Here is a 23857-nt window from a genome sequence, read left to right on the forward strand (position 1 = left end):
TGTCCCCGCAACCAGACACTAGACCTACCAGAAAACCCCCGGCGCCACGCGCACGGGGGTTTCTGGCGTTCAGGATCTGGCTCTCCGGTTCGGGCAGGCGGGCTGAGCCCGGCCCATTCCCGGTCGCGCACTCAGTGCCAATCCACGTGATGCGGCAAGCCGTGATCGTGCGCGATTCCGGTCACGCTCACATCCGGGTGCAGATCAGCATCGTGCGGGCCATGGTTCGGCTCCGCGGAGCCCGGGGCCTTGGTATCCCCGGGAAACACCAGCGTGCCGTCCGGGCCCACCGCAGCGCGCAGGGGCGCCGGTTGGGCTGCGACACTGTTCCCGTTGGGCGCTGGATCGTTCTGCGCTCCCGCCGTGCTGGACGAGGGCGTGCCGCTGCTCGGTGTCACGGGCGGGGTCGACCCCGTCACGCTTGGCGGCGCGGTCGCGGCACCTGGCTCGGCGGGGTGAGACGGTCCGGCATGGCCGTGCTCCGCGCCAGCCCCGGCCGGCTCCGCCCGTGAGGATCCCGTCTCCGGTGCTCCGGCCTCGGGGCTCGTGGTGCTGGAGGTCGGCGGCAAGGTTCCGGTAGCGCTTGGATCGCCTGGGGCGTGGCCGCCGGGTGAGGTCTCCTGTACCGGCGCTGGCCCGACGATCGTCCCGTCCTGGGCACCTGAGACGGTGCCGGCTGGCGAGGTGTCCGTTGCGGCTGCGCCGGTCTCGGGGCTCGCTTGACCCGTCGGGCTCGGCGAAACACTCACCTGCGCGGTGTGCGTGCCCGGACCGGTGTGGTCCGGACCTGCGCTCGTCGCGACCTCAGGCGTGCTGGCGGGAGTGGAATGGCCCGGATCCGACGCGGGACCATGTTGGGGAGAGAGGGACTCCGGGGGGCTGGTCTCGTGCGATGCCGCGGCCGGGGGGGCCACCGCGCCGTGACCGGCCGGGCCGAGGCTTTCCGCCGGCGCGGGGTTGCTGCCGGTCGCATCGTGGCTCGGTCCGGGCGCTGCGCTGCCCGCAGGCGGATGGCTCGCCTCCGGCGCTCCGGCCTCGGTGCTCGTCTCGCTCGGGACCGCTGAGGTGACGGTCGTCGGAGCATGGCTGCTCGAACCGGACGCGTCCGCCGACGCAGTGCCGCCAGTCGCGGGGGGCGGCTCCTGCACCGACGAATTGCCCTCCGGATGAGGTTGGCTCGCTCCGCTCGCCGGAACCTCGGCGCTCTCCTGGCCGGGCGTCGTTGCTGCCGCGGCAGCCGCCGGCTTGTCGGTGCCCGGGGTGGGGCTGCTCGACGGCGCGGTGTCCACGGGGGGCGAGGAGGCGACCACGCTCGGGCTCTGATCCGCTCCGGTGCCATTCGCCTGCGAAGGGCTGGTCACGGCACCCGTGGTGCTGGGCGCCGTCTCCGGGGCGAGGGCGGCTTGGCTCTGGCCGGATGCGGCGGTGTCCGTCGGCGGAGGAGCGGCCTCCGGCGCCTTGACCTCGGTGCCGGCATTGGTCGACGCAGCCGGGGCGGAATGCTCCGTCGGGCCCTGATGGCCTTGATTCGCCACCGGCGCGGCGCCGTCGGCCGCCGGGATCGGCGACGGACCGGACGCGGCGTCGCCGGCAGGAGACTGGCCCGTTCCCGTGATCTCCGCGCTCGCCTTGCCGGGCAGGGCCGCCGAGGCATCCGGGCCGGGTTGGTTCTTCGCGCCGGTGCCATCGTGGGCCTGGCTCGTGCCGGAGGGCGTGCTCTGGCTCGCATCAGGCGCCGCGGCACTCGTCGCCGGTGCCTGCGCCTTGGTGCCCGTCGCATCGGGGGCGGGCGGCGAGGCGACGACCGTCGCCGGGGTCTCGGCCGGTGGGGTGAGGTCGCCGGAGGGCGTGTGGTGCGCCGCGGCGTTCGTGGTCTCGCCTCGGCTCTGATCCGAGCCGGCGATGGTTTGGCTGGCTGAGATGGCGACCGCCGGCAGAGACGCCGCCTCCGGTGCCTTGGCCTCGGCGCCGGCCTGGGCTGTGACGGCGACCACCGGCAGAGACGCCGCCTCCGGTGCCTTCGCCTCGGCGGCGGCCTGGATCACGGCCGTCGCGGCGTTCCCCTTCGATCCCGGATCGCCTGCCCCGGCACCGACCGCTGTCACGCTATCGACGGCCGGACCGTGGCCGGGGCTCGACGCGACGTCCTTGCCCGAAGCCGTATGGCCCGCCGATGGCGTGCTCACCTCGGCCTTGGCGCTCTCGATCCCCGATCGGCCCGGCGAGCCGTCCGTCGTCGCGGGAGCATCCGAGCCGGCCACCTTCTGCGCCTTGAGGGCCTCGACGGGCCGGCTGGACTCGGTGCCGGATGAACTCTCGCCCGCAACGGGCACCCCAGCCGGATTCGCCCCGGCCTCGCCGCCCTTGAGGCCGACCGCGGCGAGCGTGCCCTCCGCCTTCGTGCCGCGCCCCTCCGCGCCGGACAGGTCCGAGGCGACGCGGAGCAGCGGCTCGGAGCGGTCGGCGGCTGGGCTCTGGCTCCGGCCCGGATGCGACGCGGTCCCGTCCGCGGCATCGGCCTCGATGCGCACGGGCGATGCCGCCGCCGATACGTCGACCCGCGCCGGCCCGGACGTCTCGATCCCCGGACCTGCTGCCGGACCGGCCTCGGGAGCGGGAGTGGCCGGGGCCTTGGTCTCGACGGGTTTGAGGTCGGGCCGGGGCAGCACCCGGGCGGTGTCGAAGCGCAGCTCCGACGCCGCCGATGCCTCCGCCGTGACTTGGAGCGCCGTTTGCGCCGCGCTCTGCTGCACCTTCGACCCCGCCTCCTCGGTCGATCCGGCCGGCGTGGACACCGCCGTCGTGGCGGCCACCGGGGCGGGGGCGGCCGGCGGGGAGGCGGGCGCCGCGCTGGTCTGCTTCACCTCCGCGCTGCCGTCCTGCGCGCTCGCCGTCTCCGCCGGGCGATGGTCGGTCGAGGCGCGTTCGCTCGCGGAGCGGGGATGCCCCGTCTCGGCGCTCCTGACATAGCGTGCGCCGTCGAGCTTCAGCCCGGCCGGGTGATCGGCCACTGGCAGCTTCGGAAAGTCGGGTCCCTCGAAGCCGAAGTCGGGCCGGCTCTGCTGGATCACGCTGACGTGCTCCGCCCCCGAGGGCGTCGCATCCTTGTGCGCTTGGCGCTCCAGGGCCGGGGCGGGCGACGGCGCGGACTGGGCGGCCGGATCCGGCGCGCGTCCGCTGCCGGCTGCCGGAACCGGCGGCAGGGCGAGGTCGCCATGTGCCGCCTGATCGGCCGTGTGGCTCGTCAGCTTGGTCGCCGACAGCTCGGGATTCGTCCTCGGACCCAGATCGTCGACCGACGCCGTCTGCGCGGCGAACAGCATCGCCGAGAAAACGATCGCCTCGATCTGCCGGCGATGGTCGCCCTGCTCGTGGGCCTCCGCTCCCCGCTCCTCCGCCATCTGGGACGGCGGCTCCCCCGGACCGCCGGGGGAGGGGGGAGGCACGGATCCGTCCGCTTCGGCGGGGGCGATCCCGCTGGCGAAGGCCTCGTCGGGCGACAGGCTCAGGGCCGCGGCGGCGATGATGGCGGTCAGCAGGGCGGCCGGATGGACCACGAGCTTGGCGCCCGGCTCGGCCCGCGGGATCGGCAGGAGGGTCGGGTACTGGGCCGCGATCTGGTTGAGGAGGCTGCGGAAGTCGGGACCGCGCATCGGCTGGTCCAGCGCCTCCGAGGCGATCACGTAGCTGCCGTCGATCCGGGCGAAGTGCATGATCACGTCGCCGTTCGGCCGGCAGAAGACGAACCAGGGATCGTCCTCGTCGCTCAGGCCCTGCTCGCAGGTGATCCGCATCCCGGCCCGGAGCAGCGCGGCCTCGACCCGGTAGAACTCGGCCAGCTCCTGCTGGGACCACGCGCCCTGCGTGGTCGGAGCGGGCCGGAAGAAGGAGATGATCGCACCCATGTCCATCTCACTCCCGGGCGGCGGACGGCGACGGCGCAGTGCCGCGGTGCCGGACCGGCGTCCCTGAATTGCGTCCCGCACCCGATCTAGCGCTCATGGAAGGCACGTCCCATGGCGTCGAAGAAGGGCGAGACCATGTAGTCGAAGGCGGTCCGCTCGCCGGCCGAGATGACGATCTCCGCCGGAAGCCCCGCCACCAGGCGGCGCTTGACCTCCTCCGGGACTTCGCGCTCGTCGATCTCGACGATCCCGGCGAAGTAGGCCTGCTTCGTCGTCTCGTCGATCAGGCGGTCGCGGGACACCGTCTTGAGCGTCCCGAGGATCGTCGGGGTCCGGCGCGTCTGGAAGCTCGGGAACTTGACCTCGGCCGTCATCCCGGCCCGCACGGTTTCGAGCTCGTTGGGCGAGAACTGGACGCTGATCACCAGCCGGTCCGTGACCGGCACGATCTCCATCAGCGCCTCGCCCGAGCGCACGACCTGCCCGATCGTGTAGACCTTGAGGCCCTGGACCACCCCGCCATGCGAGGCGCGCACCTCGTGCCGCCGCAGCACGTCCTGGGCGACGAGGAGCTTCTCGCGCACCTCGGCGATCCTCTGGCGCGTCTCAAGGAGCTGGGCGCTGACGGTCTCCTGCAGCTTCTGCTTGATCTGCGCGATCTGGATCACCGCTTCGCCGACGGCGTTCTGCGCCTTGGCGGTCTCCGCCACGGAGCGTCCGATCACGCCCTGGAGGCGCGTGCGCTCGCGCTCCATGACGAGGAGGCGCGAGAGCGGGATCAGGTTCTTCTCGCGCAGGCTGCGCAGGCCGCCGAGTTCCTCGTCGATGAAGCCCACCTGCGCCTCGACCGACGCCTTCTCGACCGCGAGCCCCACCATCTCGGTCTGTAGCTGCTTCACGCGCGCCTCGATGAGGTCGATCTGCGACCGCAGGGACTTGCGCCGCTCCGCCAGCTGGTTCGTCTGGTCCTGGATGACGCGGGCGATCGCCGGCTCGTCGCGCCGCGCGGCGATGTCCGGCGGCAGCTCCAGCTCGCTCGTCTGGTCCTGCTCGGCGCGCAGGCGCGCTTCGAGGATGAGGGCCGCGTCGAGCTGGGTCCTGAACAGGTCCGCGCTCGCACGGGATTGAAGCGGATCGATGCGCAGGAGGACGTCGCCCTCCCGGACGGTCTGGCCGTCCCGCACCAGCACGTCGAGGACCATGCCGCCCTCGAAATGCTGGACCACCTTGCGGCTGCTCTCCACCATGACGACGCCGGGGCTGATCACGGCGCGGTCCAGGCGGACGATTGCGGCCCAGCCGCCCACCACCCCGAAGGTCGCCAGGATGAGGGCGTAGCCCGCGACCGCGTAGCGGCGCCAGCCCGTCAGGGCCGGCGACGGCCCGGCCTGTCCCTCGTCCCGGTGGGCGGGGTGGGCCGGCCCGGCTGCCGGCCAGGGTGGGGCGGAGGCCGTCGTCATGGCTCAGCCCGCCGCCGCGCGCGGCCGGTCGAGGAGCCGGCGGTCGACGGTCCCGTCGGTTCCCGTCGCCGGGAGCGGGAGGGGCCGCGGGCCGGTCACCTGCGCGAGGATCTGCTCGGCTGGACCGAAGGCCTGGACGCTGCCGCCGTTCAGCATCAGCACCTGATCGGCCTCCGCCAGGATGGCGAGCTTGTGGGTGATGATGACCACTGTCGTGCCGGCCCGCTTCAGTTCCGACACCGCCTGCATCAGGGCCGCCTCGCCGGCCTGATCGAGGCTCGCGTTCGGCTCGTCGAGCACGACGAGGCTCGGCTGGCCGTAGAGGGCCCGGGCCAGCGCGATGCGCTGGCGCTGCCCGCCGGACAGCCCGTGGCCGCCGAGCCCGATCCTGGTGTTGTAGCCGTCGGGAAGGCCCTGGATCAGCGCGTGGCAGCCGGCCGTCCGCGCCACCGCGATCACCGCCGCCTCGTCCTCGACGCCGAAGCGCGCGATGTTCTGCGCCACGGTGCCGTCGAAGAGCTCCACGTCCTGCGGCAGGTAGCCGACGTGGCGGCCGAGCGCCTGCGGGTCCCAGTGCCCGATCTCGGAGCCGTCGATCCGCACCGTGCCGCTCGCGAGCGGCCAGACACCCGTCAGCGCCCTGGCGAGCGTCGATTTGCCCGCCGCGCTCGGACCGATGACGCCGACGATGCTCCCGGCCTCCAGCCGCAGGCCGATGCCGTGCAGGATGGGCGCCGTCGCGCCGGGCGCCGCCACGACCGCGCCCTCGACCTCGATCCGCCCCTGCGGGCGCGGGAGGATCATCCGGCGCGGCTCCGATCCGGCCGCCGCGACGAGTTCCGTCAGACGGCGATAGCTGGACCGGGCGGCCGTGAAGCCCTTCCAGTTCGCGATCACCAGCTCGATGGGCGCGAGCGCGCGCCCGATGATGATCGAGGCGGCGATCATCGACCCGGCGGAGATCTCGCGGTGGATCGCCAGGTAGGCGCCCAGGCCGAGCACCATCGTCTGCAGGAACATCCGCACGAACCGCGTCGCGGCGACGATGACGCTGGCCCGGTCGCTGGCGCGCGCCTGCAGCAGCAGCACCTCGTCGTGGCGGGAGCGCCACCGCTCGCGCAGCGCGCCGAGCATGCCCATGGACTGGAGCACGTCGGCGTTCCGGATGGTCGCGCGCGCCTGCTGCCCGGCCGCCGCCGAGGCCTGGCTGGCCGCGTTGAGCGAGCGGCGCGTGGCGAGTTCGTTGAGGAGCGTCAGCCCGAGGATCACGGACCCGCCCGCGAGCGCCATCCATCCGAACCACGGGTGCAGGATGAAGCAGGCGAGGAGGAAGATCGGGGTCCAGGGCGCGTCGCAGAGGGCCAGGAGCCCGCTGCCCGTCAGGAACTCGCGCAGGGTATCCACGTCGCGCAGGGCCGTGTCCTGGCCCGCACCGGGCCTGCGCAGGATGCTGCGGTGGACGGCGTCATAGACCGGACCCGCGATGGCGTGGTCGAACGCCACCCCGGCGCGGACCAAGATGCGCGCGCGCAGCATCTCGAGGAGCGCGTAGACGGCCAGCGCGAAGGCGGCGATCAGCGTGATGCCGAGGAGCGTCGCCTCGTTCCGGCTCGCCAGCACCCTGTCGTAGATCTGCAACATGTACAGGGGGCCAACAAACAGCAATATGTTGATGAAAAAGCTGAACACGAAGGCGGTTGCGAGCATCGGGCGCATCGACCGTATGCCATTTTTTAATGCGGGCGACGCGTCGATGTGGGCCATACGAATGTCCCGTGGGAATATTGTCGCGGGGGCAACAACAGCGGATTTCGTCCGACGCTAACAATGCCCGTGGATTTGTCTTGCAGCAACCCGTTTGCGGATCGATCGGCTCTCTTTGCCGCGAAAACCCGGGATCGTCCCCTGTCGCAGGTCTCGCTGTAGCATCTCCGCGAGGGTGGTGCGCTGCGAGACCAGGCAAAAACCGTCGATGATCATGAGGCCCGGATCGCCTCCGGGCCCTGCTCCGGCGGCCTGCGCCGTCGCGTCGAACGTTTGTTGTAGACACCGCCCCGCCGGACATCCTATGTGGATATCACTGTACGGGTCCAAACCACGCAGCCCCGCTCGCGAGAAGGTGCCCCTCCCCGTGTATGCACATCATCAGCGCTTGGATTCGGAGGAAGTTCAGGAGCTGCGCCGGGAAGGCGGGCGCTACCTGAAGGAACTGCGCGAGGCGCGCGGCCTCTCGCAGAGGCAACTCGCGGCCCTGGTCGGAACCGAATACTACACGTTCATCTCCCAGCTGGAGACCGGGCGCGGCCGTATTCCTCCGGACCGCTACCGCGCCTGGGCCGAGGCGCTGGACATCGATGTCCGGCAGTTCGTCCAGACCTTGATGCGCTTCTACGACCCGTTGACATACGACATCCTCTTCGGGCCCGAGCGAGGGGGCGAGTCCTCGCGAGGCGGCGCTCCCGGACCTCGCGGCGGGGCCGCGCGGGCAGGCTGACCGCCCTTCGCCGAAGCGGGTGCGGATCGCGTGCGGGACGGTCGGCCGGTTCGGGGTGACCGTGCGGCGCGCCGGCTGACGGCGTGGCGGAGGTCCGATGTCGGCTCGGCATCCACAGCTTCTGCAACCGACCACCACGTCGCCTCATGGCGGACCGCAAGAGGGCCGCGCCATCCCGGCTTGATCCGCGTCGGCGTCGCCTGTACAGTAAAAACATAACTCACTGTTGCTGTACAACCGGTGAGGACCTGGCCAAGGGGGCGACGAGGCTCGGTCGGAACGGGGGACACGGGCCGGCCGGGCACGCAGTGACGTTCGAGAAGGCACAGAGTGAGAGGAGCCGGACGCGATGCCTCACGCCGTCAAGATGATCAGGCCGGACGAACACATGCCCCACGGTGCCGCGACCGCGGACGTCCGCACGCACGTTCGCAGGCTGATCCTGGACCTTGTCCGCACGAGCACGAACGGCACCGGCTGCCATCGGATGTGACGCGGTTGCCCCGCGCGGCGTCGGCCGGGCGGGCGGCGTGACCGCCGGGCCTGCCCGGATTCCCGCAGCGGGGGAGGGGCGTCCTCAGGCGCTTCGCGTCGGCACGAGGCCGGTAGGGTCTCTAGGCCGGCCCGGCGCGCGGGACGCGGCCGGCCCGGGATGCGCCGCGGTCCGGCGGGCCGCATGCCGGACATTCTAGGGACGGTCCGGGCGCGGTCTCAGGTTGATCGGGCCGACAGCCGCGCCGCCACCGTGTCGAAGGCCTTCTGGTAGACGCCGTCGTGCACCTGCGGGATCAGCACGAGGTCGTCGGTCGGCGAGGCGGTCCAGTCGCCGAACCACGTCCCGAAGGTGCGGTTCGTGTCCGTCACCGGCCACAGGCGCGGCCCCGAGACGTAGTGCAGCCAGGGCATCGGGCTCTTGGTGATGCGGTAGGTGTAGGAGCGCGTCCGGTCGCAGAGCTGGATCAGCTCCTCGTTCAGGTGCCCCTCGCCGAACAGGAAGTCGCGCACCCCCGAGATCTTGTCCGGCCGCGCACCGCCGAGCATGTGCATGCGCGAGATCTCGTCGTGCCAGCCGGCCATGCCGGCGAAGTCGCGGATCATCGCCCAGGCGGCCTCCACGGGCGCATCGATCACCGAGGAGCAGAAGACCTTGTGCGGCGGCAGCCCCTGCCAGCGCACGGCGCCCGCGGGCGGCGCGGGAGACTCGGCCGCGATCCGCGCCGCCAGGGAATCCCAGCCCGCCTTGAAGACGTTCGTGGCGATGATCTCGGCGTATTGGCCTTCGCCGGGACGCTCGTCGAAGGTGGCCTCCCACTCGGCGAAGGTGGCGTCGCCGTTGGTGACCGGGATCAGCGCGACCCGGGCGAGGTAGTTGTCCACTGGGAAGGCCGGAGTCTCGAAATTGTAGCTGAAGCTGTAGCGGTGGTCGTCCAGCGAGATCAGCCGCTCGCGCACGAGGGTGCCGTCCCGGAGGTGGAAGGCGCGCACGCAGCCGACCACGTCGGCGTCGAGCCCGTCCTCGATCGTGCTGTCGGCGACGGCCGGCACCCAGGACGGCAGGCCGTTGAAGTCGCGGATCAGCGACCAGACGGTCTCCACCGGCGCGGGGAGGATGGTGGAGGCGTAGGCGCGGGCCATCAGACGGTCTCCGGGAAGGTGATGGACTTGAAGGCGCGGGTCGTCGCGGTCAGGGCCGTCTCGGCCGGCAGGCGCTCCATCGAGGAGGCGCCGTAGAAGCCGTGGCAGAGGCTGGTGTTGGCCAGGATGTAGGCGGCGTCCTCGGGCGTGGCGATCGGCCCGCCGTGGCAGAGCACGATCACGTCGTCGCGCACGCGCCGCGCGGCCTGCGCCCATTCCTCGATCAGGCGGGGGCAGTCTTCGAGGCGCAACGCCGTCTCGGCGCCGATCGCCCCGCCGGTGGTCAGCCCCATATGCGGGACGATGATGTCGGCGCCCGCGCGCGCCATCTCGGCCGCCTCGTCGGCGGAGAAGACGTAGGGCGTGGTGAGCAGGTCCTTGGCGTGGGCGAGCCGGATCATGTCGATCTCGAGCCCGAAGCCCATCCCGGTCTCCTCCAGGTTCGCCCGGAAGGTGCCGTCGATGAGCCCGACCGTCGGAAAATTCTGCACGCCCGAGAAGCCCAGCGCGATCAGTTCGTCGAGGAGATGGTCCATGATCACGAACGGATCGGTGCCGTTGACCCCGGCGATGACGGGCGTGCGCCGCACCACCGGGAGCACCTCGCGGGCCATCTCCTTCACGATCTCGTTGGCGTTGCCGTAGGCGAGCAGCCCCGCGAGCGAGCCGCGCCCGGCCATGCGGTAGCGGCCGGAATTGTAGATCACGATGAGGTCGATGCCGCCGGCCTCCTCGCACTTGGCCGAGAGGCCGGTGCCGGCGCCGCCCCCGATGATGGGCCGGCGCCGGGCGATCATGTCGTGGAACGTCGCCAACAGGTCGCGGCGGGCGTGGCGGGGCATGGGCTCAGGTCCTCTCCTGCACGGCCTCGCGGAAGGCGGCGACGAGCGCCTGCGCGAAGGCCGGGTCGTTGATGGCGGCGTCGACCTCGACGAGCCGCCGGTTCGGCGCGGCCTGCCAGCCGGCGCGGATCGTCTCGAACAGGGCGGCGTCGGCGGCGGGGTCGTGGAAGGGCATGCCGGGCACGTCGATCGCCGAGACGCCGCCGCGCGGCAGCAGGAAGCGCACCGGCCCCTCCATGCGGTTGAGCCGCTCGACGATGAAGGCACCGGTCCGCCGGTTCTCCTCCGGCGTCGTGCGCATCAGCGTCACCTGGGCGTTGTGGACGTAGAGGTTCCGGTCGCGGTACTGCGCCGGCACCGTCTCCTTGGCGCCGAAATTCACCATGTCGACCGCGCCGACCGAGCCCACGTAGGGCAGCCGGGTGCGGATCGCGGCGCCGAACCGGTCCGCCGTGCAGGGGAAGACGCCGCCGAACAGGTGGTCGGGCACCTCCGTGGTGGTGATGTCGAGGAAGCCCGCGAGCAGGCCGGAATCGGCGAGTTTCTCCATCGACTGGCCGCCGGTGCCGGTGGCGTGGAAGACGTAGGGCTCGTACTCGGCCTCCAGCGCTTCGCGCACCTGCGTCACGCAGGCCGTGGTGACGCCGAACATGGTGAGGCCGAGCCCCGGCTTGTCGGCCGGCGCCTCCGGGGGCGCGCGCAGCGCCATGCCGGCCGCGGCATGCGCGGCGTTGCCGATCACCCGGCGCGAGATCGCGTTGAGGCCCGCCACGTCCACGACCGAGTACATCATGGCGATGTCGTTGGGGCCGACGTAGTCGGCGGTGTGGCCCGACGCCACCGTCGAGACCATCAGCTTGGGCACGCCCACCGGCAGCGCGCGCATCGCCCGCGTGACGAGGGCGGTGTTGCCCGAGCCGCCGAGGCCGAGCACCGCGCCGATGTCGGTGCGCGTGGCGAGGAAGCGCGTCAGCGCCTCCGCCATCGCCGAGACGGCCGCCCCCCGGTCGTCGCGCCCGAGCACCGCGCCCGCGCCCTCGGGATGATGGCGCGCCACCTCCGCGGCCGGCACGTCGGCGACCGCGGAGGTGCCGCGCGTGCCGACATCGACGAGCAGCGCCGCGGCGCCCGCCGCCCGCACGAGGTCGCGGGCGTAGACGAGTTCGGCCTCCTTGGTGTCGCAGGTGCCGACGACGTAGACCTGTGCCGTTCCCTGGCTCATTCCCTGGGCCATCCGCTCCCTCCCCTCAGTGGGTTCCGGCCGCGACGCCGAGGTAGCGCCGCTGCAGGGCCTCGTCGCCGACGAGGTCCGCCGCCGGCATCGTCGCGGCGATCCGGCCCGTGACCATCACGGCGACCGTGCCGCAGACCGCCGCGGCCATGCGCAGGTTCTGCTCGACGAGGAGCAGGCCGGTGCCCTCGGCGGGGAGCCCGCGCAGCACCTCCGCGAGATGGTCCACGATCACCGGCGCCAGCCCCTCGGAGGGCTCGTCCATGATCACGAGCTTGGGGTTCATCAGGAGCGCGCGGGCGATGGCGAGCATCTGCTGCTCGCCGCCCGAGAGCTGCGTGCCGCCGTTGCGCCGCCGCTCGGCGAGGCGCGGGAAGGTGGCGTAGGCCCGCTCGACGGTCCAGCGGGCGCGCGGCCCCTGCGCCACGAGGCGCAGATGCTCGTCCACCGTGAGCGACGGAAAAGTCCGCCGGCCCTGCGGCACCAGGGCGAGACCCGCCCGGGCGACCCGGTTCGGCGGCCGGCCCGCGAGGGTCTCGCCGTCGAGGCTGATCTCGCCCTCGCCCGGCACCATGCCCATGATGGTCTGGCAGAGCGTCGTCTTGCCCATGCCGTTGCGCCCGACGATGGCGAGGGGTTCGGACCCCACCGCGAGGTCGACGCCCTGGAGGATGTGCGCTTGGCCGAAGCGCACGTGCAGGTCGCGCACCACGAGCATCAGTGGCCTCCGCCGAGGTAGATCGCCTGCACGACGGGGTCGGAGCCGATCCGGTCGGGGGGCGCCTCGACCGCGATGGCCCCGTCCTTCATCACCGTCACCACGTCGGAGGCGGGCAGCGCCACGTCCATGTCGTGCTCGACGAGGACCAGGGTGAGGCTGCGCGGCAGGCCCTTGAGCAGCGCCAGCAGCTCCGGCCGGTCGCCGGGCGAGAGGCCCGCCGCCGGTTCGTCCAGCATCAGCACCTTCGGGTCGCAGGCGAGCGCCATCCCGACCTCCAGCTGCCGCCGCTGCCCGTGCGAGAGGTCGGCCACCGGCCGCTCCACCACGTGGGCGAGGCGCATCCGCTCGGCCAGCGCCCGCGCGCGGGCGAGGTCCGGGTCGCCGCGGCCGGGGCGGCGGAACGAGAAGCGGCCGGGTTTGCCGCCGCGCACCGCGAGGAAGAGGTTGTCGAGGACGGTGAGGCCGTTGAACAGCAACGAGGTCTGGTAGGTCCGCCCGATGCCGAGCCGCGTGCGGCGATGCGGCGGCAGCTGCGTGATGTCGGTGCCGAAGAAGGCGATGCGCCCCTCGGTGGGCGGGATGTCGCCGCAGACGAGGTTGAACAGCGTAGTCTTGCCGGCGCCGTTGGGGCCGAGCACCGCCCGGCGCTCGCCGGCCGCCACCGTGAGCGTGACGTCGCGCACCGCGTGCAGCGCGCCGAAGCGGCGGCCGATCCCGGTGAGATGGAGGGCGGGGGTGGAATCCGGGTGCATGGCTCGCGAGGTTTCCGCGTGGGTCGCGGGGAACCCCTCTCCCGTGTGGGGAGGGGCAGGGGTGAGGGTGCAAGTGGAGCCGCAGTGAAGCACGGAGCGTGGTGAGGGGAGCGGAACGGGTCAGGATCAGCAACCAGCCTCGGTGCAGGCAGCGGCAGCGTCGTGTCCGCTTGCTGCACCCTCCCGGGACCCTCACCCCTACCCCTCTCCCGCACGGGAGAGGGGATCCCGCGTTCGCTTCGGCTGCCGGGGGGCACCCTCTTCGGAGTTATCCCGCCACGATGCAGCCGGTGTTGTTGCGGGAGGGCGCGCCCAGCGCCAGGAACTGGGCCTCCGGCACGCCGAGGGTCTGGTTGATCTGGCGGGCGCGCGCGAAGGCCACCGTGACGGGCTTGCCCTCCCGCTCCTCGATCTTGGTCAGGAAGATGTCGGAGACGGCCTGCCGGTTGTGGTCGAGAGAAACCTCGGCGCCCATCGGGTTCTTGAACCGGCGCTTGGCCAGCGCCGCCTGGAAGGCCTGCTGGTCGCCCGAGAGGTCGCCCCGCACCTCCTCCAGCGCGCCGAGGATACCCTGGAGGTTGGTGGTGTAGTTGACCCCGTGGATCGACGGCGACTGGAAGCCGCCCTCGTTCGCCCAGCGCTTGCGGTAGCGGGCGACGAACTCGTTCCAGTTCGGGTCGTCGTTGATGTCGGCGATCGGCCCGCCGCTCACCATCCCGATCATCAGCTTCCGGTGCGGGCCGCGGGCCGACATCATGGTCTGGTCGGCCATGATCGAGCCGCCGATGATCGGCAGGCCGCCGCCGCCCTGCGCGTACTGCGTCATGAAGGCGAGCCCGTCGGTGCCGCCGTGGACCACCACGAGGGCGCCCGCGCTCTTGGGGATCTGGGCGATCTGCGAGGCGAAGTCGGTGGTGCCGAGCGGCGACCACAGGTAGGTCGCCTTGCCGCCCGCGCGGCAATATTCGAGGCTGAAACCGAAGACCTGCGCGTACGGGAAGGCGTAGTCGCCCGCCACCACGCAGACCTCCGGGATGTTGAGCGTCTTGCGCACGTAGTTGCCGACGCCGGCCATCCACTGCGTGCCATCGGTGGAGAAGCGGAAGAAGTTCTTCGAGGGGTTGCGCAGGGTGGTGTCGGCGGCGGCCGAGGAGCCGTTGACGATGGTCCTGCCGGTCAGCGTCGCCGAATAGTCCTTGAGCGCGATGCCCTCCGCTCCCGAGAGCGGGCCGAGCACGATGTCGGCCCCGTCCTGCTCCACGAGCTTGCGGGCGCGGGCGAGCGCCACGTCGGCGCGCGCGTTCGAACTCTCGCGGATGAACTCGATGCGCCGGCCGCCCGCCGTGTAGTTGATGCGCTCCAGCTCCATCTGCACGCAGCGGTAGGCGTCCTGGCCGCCGGTGGCGAAGGGGCCCTCCAGGGTGGTGAGGCCGCCGAGCTTGATCGGTGCGTTCTGGGCGATGGCCGGGCGCGGGAAGGCGCCTGCGAGCGCGAGGGAGCCTGCGCCGGTGAGCGCCTGGCGGCGGGTGATCTGGCGGCGGGTGAGCGTGGTGGTCATGGTCGTCTCCTCCTGTGGGTCTTCGGGTCGGCGGCACCGGGCCGCTCTGGGTGTCAGCCGGTCTCGGCCGGTCGCGGCGCGGGCCGCTCCTCGGCGCGGGACGGCCGCCGCAGGCCGCCGAGGCGGCGCACGAGGCCGACGATCCCGTCCGGAGACGCCAGCACGATGCCGAGAAAGACGAGGCCGATCAGGGTGTTGAAGCGGTCGCGGTCGTACAGGGAGGCGGCGAACGTGTCGAAGACCGCGAAGATCAGCGAGCCCACGAAGGCCCCGGCCGGGTGGCCGAGCCCGCCGATCACGCTGATGATCAGGATGTTGACGCTGGCGCCCAGCCCGATGGAGCCGGGCGAGATGCCGATGTTGTAGATCGTCGTCAGCACCCCGCCGCAGCCGGCGATGAAGCCCGCGACCCCGAAGGCGGCGATGCGGTGGAGCGCCACGTCGTAGCCGAGCGCCGCCACCCGGCGGGGATTGTCGCGGATGCCCTGCAGCACCAGCCCGAACGGGCTGCGCACGAGGTAGAGCACGCCCGCGTAGAGGGCGGCGGCCGCCGCGAGCGCGACGTAGTAGAACAGGTGCGGATCGCGAAAGGGCACGCCGAACAGCACCGGCCCCACCACGTTGCGGATGCCCTCGTAGCCGTTGAACCAGTCGATGTTCGATTCCGCGAAGCGCGCCACGCCCATCGCCAGCGCCAGCGTGATCATCAGGAGGTAGATGTCGCGGGTGCGCACCGCGATCGCCCCGACGAGGAGCCCGGCGAGCGTCGCGGCGAGGAGAGCGGCCGGCACGGCCGCCGCGTAGGGCAGGCCGCCGACGATCCCCGGCACCGCCCCCTCGACCAGGATGGCGAGCGCGTAGCCGGCGATGCCCGCGAGCGTCATCTGCGCCAGCGAGACGAAGCCGCCGTAGGTGGCGAGGAAGGTCAGCGAGAGCGCCACGATGCCGTAGACGAGCGCGCGGCCCAGGATGTTCGCGGTCCAGAACTGCGCCTGGTTCGGCGGCAGGACGAGCCCGAGCAGGGCCGGCGCCACGACGAGGACCGCGAGGGCCAGGAGGGAGAGGCGGGCGCTCACGCGGTGCGCCCCAGCAGGCCCTGCGGGCGCACGGCGAGCACCGCCACCATGAGGGCGAAGGTCAGGATCACCGCGTAGGTCGGAAACAGCGCTTGGCCCACCTGCTCGGCGAGCCCCACCAGCACGGCGCCGACCGCGGTGCCCGGGACCGAGCCCATGCCGCCCACGATCACCACCACGAGGGAGGTGAGGAGGAAGCGCCCGTCCACCCCCTGCGCGAGCGGCTGGGCGGTCGCGCCGATCACCCCGCCGAGCCCCGCGAGCGCGGCCCCGAGCCCGAAGACCGCGAGCGACACCAGGGGCACGTTCACGCCGCAGGCGGCGAGCATCGCCCGGTCGTCGACGCCCGCGCGCACCATCAGGCCGAGCTTGGTGCGCGCCAGCAGCCACCACAGCCCGATCCCCACCGCCAGCGCCACCCCGATCTGGACCAGCCGGAAGGTCGGGTAGCGCCCGACGAGCGGCAGCGGCGTGGTGCCGAACAGCGCGTCGGGGGCGAAGAACTGCCGCGGCGTGCCGCCGAAATGCGCGAGCAGCTGGTCGGCCACCACGATCGAGACGCCGATGGTGACCAGCGCCTGCCGCAGCTCCTGGCCCTGCATCCAGCCGAGCAGCACCCCCTGCAGGGCGACCCCGGCGAGCGCCGCCGCCGCCATGCCGACCGGCACCGCGAGGTACCACGCGTACCACGCGTCGCGGTCGTAGAGCGGCTCGAACACCGCGTAGGCCACGTAGGCGCCGACGAGGTAGAGGGCCCCGTGGGCCATGTTCACGGTGCGCATCAGGCCGAAGATCAGCGAGAAACCCGACGCCACCACGAAGTAGAGCGCGGCGAGCGTGAGCCCGTTCAGCAGCACGGTGGCGGCGAGCGCCATCGATGTCCCTCCCCCTGCGGGCGTTTCCGTCCGCGCGCCGGTCCGTGATCCGACCGGTTTCTGGCCGGAGCATTCCTTGGGTAAGGCCCGATGGTCCAGTGCGCGGACGCGGGGAGACGGGTAAGAATGGGCAACCGCGGCCGACCGCCCGGCGCGGGCGAGGGCAGGGGGATGATGAGGCAGCCGATCTTCCGCGACCGTCCCGCCAACGACCTCTTGGTCGGGGCGGCGATCGGGCTTGGCATGACCGCGCGGGCGGTGGTGCAGGGCGGGGCCGACTTCCTGCTCGCGCTCAATGCCGGGCGCCTGCGGGTGATGGGCGCGGCCTCGATCGCCGCGCTCTTCCCGCTGCGCGAGGCCAACGGCTTCACCGACGCCTTCGCGCGCAGCGAGATCCTCGACCGGGTGCCGGTGCCGGTCTTTTTCGGCGCCTCGGTGTTCGACCCGCGGCTCGACGTGCCGGCGCTCGTCGCCCGGCTCGCCCGCACGGGCTATGCGGGCCTCGCCAACTTCCCGACCGCGATCCACTTCGAGGGCCGCTTCCGCGCCGCCCTGGAGGCGGCCGGCATCGGCTTTTCCCGCGAGGTCGCGCTGCTGCGCAGCGCCCGCGCGGCGGGGCTCGCGACCTTCGGCTACGCCAAGACCCGCGAGGAGATCGAAGGGCTGCTCGCCGCCGAGGTCGACATCCTGTGCCTCAACTTCGGCTGGAACGCGGGCGGCTCGCTCGGCATCGCGGGGGTGGCCCTCGACGAGGCGGCGGACCGGGCGCGGCGGGTGTTTCAGTGGGTGCGCCAGGTCCGGCCCGGGACGCTCTGCGTGGTGGAGGGTGGGCCGATCATCGATTCCGCCGACATGATCCGGGTCTGCGACGAGGCCAAGGCGGACGGCTACGTCGGCGGCTCCACCCTCGATCGGCTGCCGCTGGAGATGTCGGTGATGCAGACGACCTCGTCCTTCAAGACCGCGAGCCTGCTGCGGCCGCTGCGCGACGAGGCGCAGCGCGAGCACGCCCGCATCACGGGACTGGCGGGCCTCGTCGGGCAGTCGGAGGCCATCGCCCGCATGGTCGAGCGCATCGCCCGGCTGGTGGCCACCGACCTCGCCGTGCTGGTGCGGGGCGAGCCCGGCTCGGGCCGCACCACGGTGGCGCGGGCCGTCCACGTGGCGAGCCGGCGCACCGGGCCGTTCCTCGTCCTCGACGCGGCCGATCCCGAGATCGAGGCGACGCTGTTCGGCGGCACGGGCGCGCTCGCCGCACCGGACGCCACCGTGGTGGTGGAGGACATCGCGGCGCTCGCCCCCGCCCTGCAGGAGCGCCTCGCCCGGGTGGTCGAGCAGGCGGTGGTCGGGCGCTTCGGGCGCGGCGAGCGGCGGGGCGGGCGCCTCGTCGTGACGGCGAGCGACCCGGCCGACCTCGCGCCTGCGCTGCTGGCGCGGGTGGAGGCCGGGCGGGTGGACGTGCCGCCGCTGCGCGACCGGCCGGAGGACATCCCGCTCCTCGCCCGCGCGATGCTGCGGGGCTTCGCGCGCGAGAAGCGGCAGGCGGCGGTGATCGAGCCCGCCGCCTACCGGCTGCTGATGACCCGGGACTGGCCCGGGAACCTGCGCGAGCTGCGCTCGCTCCTCGCCCGCGCGGCGAGCGAGAGCCCGGACGGCACGATCCGCAGCGATCTCGTGGCGCGGCTCTGCCGCGGGCCGGCCGAGGCCCGGCCCGGGCCGGTGACGGACGAGCGGGCCTGGATCGTCGACGCCCTGCGCCGCAACCGCTTCCGCCGCGCCGAGACCGCGGCCTTCCTCGGCCTCTCGCGAAAAACCCTCTACAACAAGATGCGCCGCTACGGCCTCAGCGGGTGAAGGGCGGGAGGTCGCGGCGGCCCGCGCCGGGCGGCGGCACCGCGCGGATGTCGGCGATGCCGGCCGCGGCGAGCCGCGCTGCGAAGGCCGGCGAGACGGCGCAGCCGACCGCGACGAGGCCGGCCTCCCGCAGGCGCAGCAGCGTCGCCAGCTCCTCGTCGGGTCCGTAGCCCACCGCCGCGATGGCCCGGCCGGTCTCGCCGTCGATGACCTGCACGCTCGGGTAGTTCGCCACCCGGTGGATGCCCGCCGCCAGCAGGGCCTCCGCCATGTCGGGCACGCGCAGGAACGGATCGGCGCAGAACACCGCCGCGACGGGCGCCTCCCCGGGCGAAAAACGCCCCTGCCGCGCCAGCGCCGCCAGGAGGGCGCCGTTGACGTCCGCCACCGGCAGCAGCGCCAACAGGTCGAGCAGCCCCTCGGGCGCCCCCGCGAGGGCGGGCAGGAAGAGGCTGCGGGCCCGCTCGGCCGCATCGAGCCCGTCGAGCGCGGCGCGCAGGATGAGGGGGGAGGTCATGGGCGAGTGGACATCCAGGGGGCCGGATCGGACGCTTGATGCTTGTCACGAGGGGCCACTGTTGGCCCTTCGTGCGAGGCAATCCGTGCGCTATCATGATAGCGAAAGGATGTGCCATGGCCCAGATCCTCGTCCGTGACATCGATGCCGGCGTGAAGGAACGCTTGCAGCAACGCGCGGCCCGGAACGGGCGCAGCATGGAGGCCGAATTGCGCGACATCCTTCGTGCCGCCGCTGCCGAGGACGAGCCGACGACGGGACTGGGTACGGAGATCGTCGCCCTCTTCGAGGGGATCGGCTTGAGCCCCGGCGAGGAACTGCCCGAGTTCCATGGGCATGGCCTCACCGATCCCTTCGCATGATCATCCTCGACACGAATGTCGTATCCGGTCTGATGCGCGCGTCCCCGGATCCGATCCTCGTTCGTTGGCTCGACACGCGACCCAGAAACTCCGTCTGGATCACGACCATCACCGTCCTCGAGGTCAGGTTCGGTCTCGACCTCATGCCTGATGGACGGCGCGCCGCAGCGTTGCGCAGCGCCTTCGATCGCCTCGTCGCAGAGGTGCTTCAACGGCGGATCGTCCCGTTCGACGCCGCGGGAGCCGGCGAAACGGCGGCCCTGATGGCGGCCCGACAGAGACGAGGCCAACCACAGGACCTGCGCGACAGCATGATCGCGGGCATCGCTATCGCTCGACGCGCCACGCTCGCAACCCGCAACGTCAAGCATTTCGCCGACCTGCCCGAGCCACCAGTTGATCCGTGGGAGGGCTGAGGCAGCCGCGCTTCTCGTGCACTGACCCAGGCAGATGGTGCAGCCTCGCTGGTGAGGATTGCGGCCGCGCGCTCGATCGGCGATCGGTCGTGACGGGTGCCCCGCGTGTCGCGTCAGGAACCGGGCAGGCCTCCTCGGTCGGCGGGCTCCACGACGACGGTCGGCACCGCCTCGTCCAGCGCGTCCTTCAGCTCGCCCCCCTCGATCGACGCGACCGTCTCCTCCGAGGTCGGGGCCGCGATCCGTCGCGCCCGCGGCGAGCCGGTCGCTGGCGCCGCCGAGGCCGCCTGCTCGGCCGCCACCGCCGTCACCGTCTCGGGGGCGACCAGGCCGAGGCCGGCGGCGTGCTCGGCCATCGCGCGGCTGTCGGCGGCGAGCACGAGGCTGCTCCCGGCCGACGCCACCGTCACGGCGAGGCGCTCGATCTCGGCCGCCCGGTCCGCATCGGGCGAGACGTTGCGGATGTAGACCGCCAGCACCCGGCCGGGATGCGCGCCGACGATCTCGGCGTAGACCTCGGGGTCGTGCTGGCCGCTGTCGCCGATCAGCACGAAGGGCAGGTCGCGGTAGAGCGCCAGCATGCGGTCGATCAACTCGCGCTTGTGGTCCTCTGCCCGGCGCGGCAGCGGGTGGCGCCACGACAGGCCCCATTCCCGCAGGAAGAGCACCGGCCCGATCGGGATGCCGTGCAGGCGGAAGAACTCGGTCAGCATGTCGTAGATGCCCCAGGGCGCCCGCGAGACGTAGAGCATCGGGTTGCGCTCGGCGCCCGCCGCCCCGTCGTGCAGGGCGCGGTAGAGGGCGGCGACGCCCGGAAAGGCGACCCGGCTCTGCGCATCGGCGACGAAGAGGCGCCAGAGCATCTTGAACCGGTTGGCGACGCCAGTGTGCATCACCGTGTCGTCGATGTCGCTGATCACCACGAAGCGGCACCGCTCGGGCGGGATGAACACCCGGGCCTGCGCGGCGACCGGCGGATCGGCGTCGAGGGTCAGCGCCACGGGGTGCCACGCGGCCGTGCCGTCCGGCCGCTCGCCGGGGCGCAGGTGCACCCGGAAATAGCCGTCCCGGTCCGTGGTCACCTGCACGGCGCTGCCGCAGAACCGGGCCGTGATCGCGGCGCCGGCGAGCTTGCGGCGGCGGATCCGCCGGCCGATGTCGCGCAGGTGCGCGCGCAGGTCGTCCGGATCCGCGTCGGGCGCGGCGTGCGACTGCCGGAAGACCCGGCCGATCAGAAAGATCTCCTCGCGCGAGCCGTAGCCCCGGTAGGGCTCGACGACGACGCCCTCGGCCCCCTGCGCCCGGCGCGCCGGCCGCGCGACGAGGCCGAGGAGCCGGATCGCGGCGCGGCTCCAGCCCGACGGCACGTCCTAGCCCGCCAGGCTCGACGGCGGCTGCCAGATCACGCCGGGATGCTCGCGGATGTCGCCGGCCGTCTGGCCCGTGTCGGCGTCGCTCACCCAGTCGCCCGGCTCCGCGACCTCCACGATCGCCGCCTCGGGATAGGCCGCTTCGAGGAAGAGCCGCGCCTCGCCCTCGCCGGCCGCCCGGACGGTCACGAGGGGGCGCGGCCGGCCCGCCTCCACGATCTTCGCGATGAAGAGCTTCGCCATGCCGAGCCCCTTTCGTGGCCTTGCGCGGTGACCCGCCCCGGAGAGATAGGGCGGCCCGCGCGGGACGGCTCGTCAGAGATAACCGGTGCCGGCCTCGGCGGCGAAGCGGTCGGGGGTTCCCTCCCAGACGATGCGGGCGTGCTCCAGCACGTAGACCCGGTCGGCGTGGGGCAGCGCGAAGGTGACGTTCTGCTCGCCCAGCAGCACGGTGATCGGCGTCGTCTGGCGCAGGCGCTCCAGGGCCTTCGAGAGCTGTTCGAGGATCACCGGCGCGAGGCCGAGCGTCGGCTCGTCGAGGATCAAGAGCCGCGGGCGCATCATCAGCGCGCGGGCGATGGTGAGCATCTGCTGCTCGCCGCCCGAGAGGGTGCGGGCCATCTGGCCGCTGCGGCTGCGCAGGATCGGGAAGAGGTCGAGCAGCCAGTCGAGCTGGCGCGCGCTCTCGGCCTTCGGCAGGTGCTGGCCGCCGAGATCGAGATTTTCGCGCACGCTCATCTCGCCGAACAATTCGCGCGTCTCGGGCACCTGCACGATGCCGGAGCGGGCGATGGCGGCCGGCGTGCGGCGGCTCAGATCTTCCCCCCCGTAGGCGATGCGGCCCGCATAGGGAACGAGGCCCGACACGGCGTTGAACAGCGTCGTCTTGCCCGCGCCGTTGAGGCCGACCACCGAGACGAACTCGCCCTCGTGCACGTGCAGGCTCACGCCCTGGAGGGCCTGCGCCTTGCCGTAGAGCACGTCGAGGGACTCGACGCGCAGGAGCGGGTCGCCCGAGAAGGCCGATTGCGGGCGCGCCGCGGTCTCGATGGTGCCGCCGAGATAGACCCGGCGCACCGTCTCGTTGCGCATGACCTCGGCGGCCGAGCCCTCGGCGACGCGCTCGCCGAGATACATGGCCAGCACCCGGTCCACGAGGGCCGCGACGCTCTTCACGTTGTGGTCGACGAGGAGCACGGCCTTGCCCTCATCGCGAAACCCCCGGATGAGCTGCGAGAAATCCGCGACCTCGCCCTGCGTCAGGCCCGCGAAGGGCTCGTCCACCAGCACCACCTTGGGGTCGCGGGCGATGGCCTTGGCGAGCTCCATCCGGCGCAGGTCCGCGAAGGGCAGCGTGGCGGGCCGGCGGTCCATCACGGCGCCCAGGCCCACCCGCTCGGCGATGGCGCGGGCCTTCGCCTCGACCCGGGGATCGGCGATGAGGCGCAGGAGGTTGTCGGGCAGGAGCGCGAGCTTGATGTTCTCCAGCACGGTCTGCCGGTGCAGCGGCCGGGAATGCTGGAAGACGAGGCCGATGCCGGCCCGCGCCACCCGGTGCGAGGGCCAGCCGGCGATCTCGGTGCCGTCGAGCCGGATGCTGCCGGCATTCGGCCGCTCCAGCCCCATGATGAGCTTCATCACGGTGGACTTGCCCGAGCCGTTCGGGCCGATCAGGCCCAGGATCTCGCCGGGGCGCACCTCGAAGCCGATGGACTTCACCGCGACGAGGCCGCCGTAGCGCTTCTGCAGGCCCTCGACCGCCAGCAGCGGGCGCGCCGCGGCGGATTGGTGCACGGAATGGGGGAGGACGGCCGCGGTCATCACGCTACGCTCCGCTGCGAGGAGGCCATCACGCCCGCTGCCCCTGGCGGGTCAGGAGACCGAGCAGGCCGGCCGGCACGAACAGGATCACCACCAGGGCTGCGGCCGAGACCACGAAGGTGGAGAGCGCCCCGAGCGGCCGCAGCAGCTCGCCCGCCGCGATGAGGAAGACCGCGCCCAGCACGCCGCCCACGATGGTGCGCCGCCCGCCGAGCACCGCCGCGATGATGACCTGGACGCCCACCGACACGTCCACCAGCGTGCCCACCGAGGCGGTGCCCATGTAGAAGACGAGGAGCGCCCCCGCGAGGCCGGAGAAGACGGCGCTGACGCAGAAGGCCGCGAGCTTGTGCTTGGCGACGTTGAAGCCGAGCGCCCCGGCCTCGACCGGGTCCTGCCCGCTCGCCTGCAGGATCAGCCCCACCGGCGAGGTGGCGATGGCGAACAGGATCAGCCCGCTCACCGTCATGAAGCCGAGGGCGATCCAGTAGTTCGTGGCGGCGTCGATGCTGATGACGTCCGGCACGGTGAGGCCGATCTCGCCGCCGGTGGTGTCGGCGAACACCACGATGAGGTTCTGGAGGATCAGCACCGCCACGACCGTGGTGAGGCCGAAATAGGGGCCGCGCACCCGCAGCGCCGGCAGGGCCAGCACGACGCCGCCGATCACCGCCGCCGCCGCGCCGGCCGCGAGGCAGAGCGGGATCGGCACGCCGTGGCCGTTGAGGATGCCGGCCGAGTAGGCGCCGAGCCCGATCAGGAAGGTCGGCCCGAAATTGACCTCGCCGGCGAAGCCGAACAGCAGGTCCCAGGCCATCGAGAACACGCCGAAATAGTACGCGATCGTGAGGAGGCCGAGGATGTAGCCGGAGACCCACAGCGGCAGCACCGCGGCGAGGCCGAGGCCGACGATCGTGAGCCAGAGGAGCGGGCTGCGCAGGACCGTGTGGAGCATGACGCCTCTCGGG

The 23857-nt window shown here is 72.5% G+C and carries 20 protein-coding genes; 4 read left to right on the forward strand and 16 right to left on the reverse strand.

Annotated elements, in window-relative coordinates:
* Window positions 1–131: 131 nt before the first annotated feature.
* From ACKUB9_RS00005 to ACKUB9_RS00015, 3 genes are all read right to left on the reverse strand, one after another.
* Window positions 132–3905 (reverse strand): hypothetical protein, encoded by a 3774-nt coding sequence (locus ACKUB9_RS00005; protein ID WP_407518505.1) that lies wholly within the window; start codon window positions 3903–3905, stop codon window positions 132–134.
* Window positions 3906–3991: 86 nt separating this feature from the next.
* Window positions 3992–5365: an HlyD family type I secretion periplasmic adaptor subunit gene (locus ACKUB9_RS00010; protein ID WP_407518506.1), complete on the reverse strand. Its 1374-nt coding sequence runs from the start codon at window positions 5363–5365 to the stop codon at window positions 3992–3994.
* 3 nt (window positions 5366–5368) lie between these two features.
* Entirely contained in the window at window positions 5369–7129 is a 1761-nt protein-coding gene (locus ACKUB9_RS00015) for a type I secretion system permease/ATPase (RefSeq protein ID WP_407518507.1), read from the reverse strand.
* A gap of 367 nt (window positions 7130–7496) precedes the next feature.
* Between ACKUB9_RS00015 and ACKUB9_RS00020 the strand changes: the two genes are divergently transcribed.
* Window positions 7497–7859 (forward strand): helix-turn-helix domain-containing protein, encoded by a 363-nt coding sequence (locus tag ACKUB9_RS00020; protein ID WP_407519079.1) that lies wholly within the window; start codon window positions 7497–7499, stop codon window positions 7857–7859.
* A gap of 711 nt (window positions 7860–8570) precedes the next feature.
* Here the strand turns inward: ACKUB9_RS00020 and ACKUB9_RS00025 are convergent.
* The 8 genes from ACKUB9_RS00025 to ACKUB9_RS00060 all read right to left on the reverse strand — a co-directional run bounded on the left by ACKUB9_RS00025 (window position 8571) and on the right by ACKUB9_RS00060 (window position 16549).
* Window positions 8571–9494: an SRPBCC family protein gene (locus tag ACKUB9_RS00025; protein ID WP_407518508.1), complete on the reverse strand. Its 924-nt coding sequence runs from the start codon at window positions 9492–9494 to the stop codon at window positions 8571–8573.
* Window positions 9494–10336, reverse strand: coding sequence for a phosphoenolpyruvate hydrolase family protein (locus ACKUB9_RS00030; RefSeq protein WP_407518509.1), 843 nt, complete (start codon window positions 10334–10336; stop codon window positions 9494–9496). Before ACKUB9_RS00030 ends, ACKUB9_RS00025 begins: the two co-directional genes overlap by 1 nt.
* 4 nt (window positions 10337–10340) lie before the next feature.
* On the reverse strand, window positions 10341–11558 hold the full coding sequence (locus ACKUB9_RS00035; RefSeq protein ID WP_407518510.1) for a Tm-1-like ATP-binding domain-containing protein: 1218 nt from the start codon (window positions 11556–11558) through the stop codon (window positions 10341–10343).
* Window positions 11559–11583: 25 nt separating this feature from the next.
* Window positions 11584–12285 carry an ABC transporter ATP-binding protein gene (locus ACKUB9_RS00040; protein ID WP_407518511.1) on the reverse strand — a complete coding sequence of 234 codons (702 nt, stop codon included), beginning with the start codon at window positions 12283–12285 and terminating at the stop codon, window positions 11584–11586.
* Entirely contained in the window at window positions 12285–13040 is a 756-nt protein-coding gene (locus ACKUB9_RS00045; protein WP_407518512.1) for an ABC transporter ATP-binding protein, read from the reverse strand. Before ACKUB9_RS00045 ends, ACKUB9_RS00040 begins: the two co-directional genes overlap by 1 nt.
* Window positions 13041–13308: 268 nt before the next feature.
* Window positions 13309–14598, reverse strand: a complete 1290-nt coding sequence (locus ACKUB9_RS00050; protein ID WP_407518513.1) for an ABC transporter substrate-binding protein — start codon at window positions 14596–14598, stop codon at window positions 13309–13311.
* Between the two features lie 53 nt (window positions 14599–14651).
* Window positions 14652–15674, reverse strand: a complete 1023-nt coding sequence (locus ACKUB9_RS00055; protein WP_407518514.1) for a branched-chain amino acid ABC transporter permease — start codon at window positions 15672–15674, stop codon at window positions 14652–14654.
* Entirely contained in the window at window positions 15671–16549 is an 879-nt protein-coding gene (locus ACKUB9_RS00060; protein WP_407518515.1) for a branched-chain amino acid ABC transporter permease, read from the reverse strand. Before ACKUB9_RS00060 ends, ACKUB9_RS00055 begins: the two co-directional genes overlap by 4 nt.
* A gap of 171 nt (window positions 16550–16720) precedes the next feature.
* Here ACKUB9_RS00060 and ACKUB9_RS00065 point away from each other — a divergent pair, with 171 nt between their 5' ends.
* On the forward strand, window positions 16721–18403 hold the full coding sequence (locus ACKUB9_RS00065; RefSeq protein ID WP_407518516.1) for a phosphoenolpyruvate hydrolase family protein: 1683 nt from the start codon (window positions 16721–16723) through the stop codon (window positions 18401–18403).
* Here the strand turns inward: ACKUB9_RS00065 and ACKUB9_RS00070 are convergent.
* On the reverse strand, window positions 18393–18920 hold the full coding sequence (locus ACKUB9_RS00070; RefSeq protein ID WP_407518517.1) for a phosphoenolpyruvate hydrolase family protein: 528 nt from the start codon (window positions 18918–18920) through the stop codon (window positions 18393–18395). The two genes, ACKUB9_RS00065 and ACKUB9_RS00070, sit on opposite strands and share 11 nt — an antisense overlap.
* Before the next feature lie 116 nt (window positions 18921–19036).
* Between ACKUB9_RS00070 and ACKUB9_RS00075 the strand changes: the two genes are divergently transcribed.
* Both ACKUB9_RS00075 and ACKUB9_RS00080 read left to right on the forward strand, forming a co-directional pair.
* Window positions 19037–19282 (forward strand): FitA-like ribbon-helix-helix domain-containing protein, encoded by a 246-nt coding sequence (locus ACKUB9_RS00075; protein WP_407518518.1) that lies wholly within the window; start codon window positions 19037–19039, stop codon window positions 19280–19282.
* A complete protein-coding gene (locus ACKUB9_RS00080) occupies window positions 19279–19698 on the forward strand; it encodes a type II toxin-antitoxin system VapC family toxin (RefSeq protein ID WP_407518519.1) in 420 nt (139 codons plus the stop codon). Before ACKUB9_RS00075 ends, ACKUB9_RS00080 begins: the two co-directional genes overlap by 4 nt.
* A 113-nt stretch (window positions 19699–19811) precedes the next feature.
* Here ACKUB9_RS00080 and ACKUB9_RS00085 read toward each other — a convergent pair whose 3' ends face one another.
* The 4 genes from ACKUB9_RS00085 to ACKUB9_RS00100 form a co-directional block, all read right to left on the reverse strand.
* Complete coding sequence (locus ACKUB9_RS00085; RefSeq protein ID WP_407518520.1) at window positions 19812–21065, reverse strand: App1 family protein phosphatidate phosphatase; 1254 nt, start codon at window positions 21063–21065, stop codon at window positions 19812–19814.
* Window positions 21066–21068: 3 nt separating this feature from the next.
* Entirely contained in the window at window positions 21069–21311 is a 243-nt protein-coding gene (locus ACKUB9_RS00090) for a hypothetical protein (RefSeq protein ID WP_407518521.1), read from the reverse strand.
* Window positions 21312–21383: 72 nt separating this feature from the next.
* On the reverse strand, window positions 21384–22889 hold the full coding sequence (locus tag ACKUB9_RS00095) for an ATP-binding cassette domain-containing protein (RefSeq protein ID WP_407518522.1): 1506 nt from the start codon (window positions 22887–22889) through the stop codon (window positions 21384–21386).
* Between the two features lie 28 nt (window positions 22890–22917).
* Window positions 22918–23844, reverse strand: coding sequence for a branched-chain amino acid ABC transporter permease (locus tag ACKUB9_RS00100; protein WP_407518523.1), 927 nt, complete (start codon window positions 23842–23844; stop codon window positions 22918–22920).
* Between the last annotated feature and the right edge of the window lie 13 nt (window positions 23845–23857).

Origin of the sequence: Methylobacterium oryzisoli (genome assembly GCF_046557895.1) — a bacterium.
In the GTDB taxonomy this organism is placed as follows: domain Bacteria; phylum Pseudomonadota; class Alphaproteobacteria; order Rhizobiales; family Beijerinckiaceae; genus Methylobacterium; species Methylobacterium oryzisoli.